Source organism: Clostridium sp. DJ247, from assembly GCF_014231265.1.
The window spans coordinates 1-1,996 of record NZ_JABAIW010000128.1; the positions used below are offsets into that span (position 1 = coordinate 1).

The window sequence follows — 1,996 nt, forward strand, 5'->3', positions numbered from 1 at the left end:
CTGTTGTCAGCCCCTAGCCCATTCAGTGCTCTACCTCCACTACTCATTCAAAACGCTAGCCCTAAAGCTATTTCGAGGAGAACCAGCTATCTCCGAGTTCGATTGGAATTTCTCCGCTATCCACAGCTCATCCCATGGTTTTTCAACACCAACGTGGTTCGGTCCTCCACGGAATTTTACTTCCGCTTCAACCTGTCCATGGATAGGTCACCCGGTTTCGGGTCTACGACATGCAACTTTTCGCCCTATTCAGACTCGGTTTCCCTTCGGCTCCGTACCTTAAGTACTTAACCTTGCTACATATCGTAACTCGCTGGCTCGTTCTACAAAAAGCACATCGTCGTACGTTAAAGTACTTCGATCGGTTGTGGACACACGGTTTCAGGTTCTATTTCACTCCCCTTCCGGGGTTCTTTTCACCTTTCCCTCACGGTACTGCTTCACTATCGGTCACCAGTTAGTATTTAGCCTTGGGAGGTGGTCCTCCCTGCTTCCCACAAGGTTTCACGTGTCTCGTGGTACTCTGGATCAGATCTAGAGTCTTCTCTTTTCATTTACAGGGCTGTTACCTTCTACGGCGGAGCCTTCCAACTCTCTTCAATTAAGATACCTCTCTGTTTATGATCTGTCCGCAACCCCAGGAACAAGTTCCTGGTTTGGGCTCTTTCCTTTTCGCTCGCCGCTACTCAGAAAATCGATGTTTCTTTCTCTTCCTCCGGGTACTTAGATGTTTCAGTTCCCCGGGTCTACCTCTATAAACCTATGGATTCAGTTTACAGTACATAGCGTTAGCTATGTGGGTTGCCCCATTCGGAAATCTCTGGATCTCAGGCTATTTGCGCCTACCCAAAGCTTATCGCAGCTTATCGCGTCCTTCATCGGCTACTGGTGCCAAGGCATTCACCATGCGCCCTTTGTAGCTTGACCTATCATCGAAAATTGCTATTAACGACCCATTCTCGTCGTCAAGTCTTTCGCTGCGGTGCTCATTTACCTTAAGTAAACGACCCTCCTCGCTCAAGCCTTTCCTAGAACTGCTCGTTACTATCAATTTTCTTAGTTTAGTTCATAAACTTCAAAGGTATTTGTATACCTTCAGCTTTACTTTTTTATCTGTGCAATTTTCAAAGAACATAGTTTAGTGGTTAAACAGCTTGTGTTTAACTCACCGGGATATATATAATATCATGTTGACCGCATTAGGTCAACATGTAAATAATCCCTGAAGATTAAACAGAGTGTATATAATCCAGCTTCTAGGATGATAACCACCATTTAAGGTGATTTCACCTAACTATCCTTAGAAAGGAGGTGATCCAGCCGCAGGTTCTCCTACGGCTACCTTGTTACGACTTCACCCCAATCACTAACCCCACCTTCGGCCACGTCTCCCTTACGGTTAGACTATGGACTTCGGGTGTTGCCAGCTCTCATGGTGTGACGGGCGGTGTGTACAAGGCCCGGGAACGTATTCACCGCGACATGCTGATTCGCGATTACTAGCAACTCCGGCTTCATGTAGGCGAGTTTCAGCCTACAATCCGAACTGGGGGCAGTTTTAGAGTTTTGCTCACTGTCGCCAGGTTGCATCTTTCTGTACTGCCCATTGTAGCACGTGTGTAGCCCTAGACATAAGGGGCATGATGATTTGACGTCATCCCCACCTTCCTCCGCGTTAACCACGGCAGTCTCACTAGAGTGCTCAACTTAATGGTAGCAACTAATGATAAGGGTTGCGCTCGTTGCAGGACTTAACCTAACATCTCACGACACGAGCTGACGACAACCATGCACCACCTGTCTTCCTGCCCCGAAGGGCTTCCTCCATTACGAGTAATTCAGGAGATGTCAAGTCTAGGTAAGGTTCTTCGCGTTGCTTCGAATTAAACCACATGCTCCGCTGCTTGTGCGGGCCCCCGTCAATTCCTTTGAGTTTTAATCTTGCGATCGTACTTCCCAGGCGGAATACTTATTGTGTTAACTGCGGCACAGAAGG

The 1,996-nt window shown here is 47.5% G+C and carries 2 rRNA genes; both read right to left on the bottom strand.

The features are described from left to right. Window positions 1-927: ribosomal RNA gene (locus HGI79_RS22350) — 23S ribosomal RNA — on the bottom strand; the annotation flags it as partial. Between the two features lie 377 nt (window positions 928-1,304). Continuing rightward, window positions 1,305-1,996 (bottom strand): 16S ribosomal RNA (locus tag HGI79_RS22355); the annotation flags it as partial.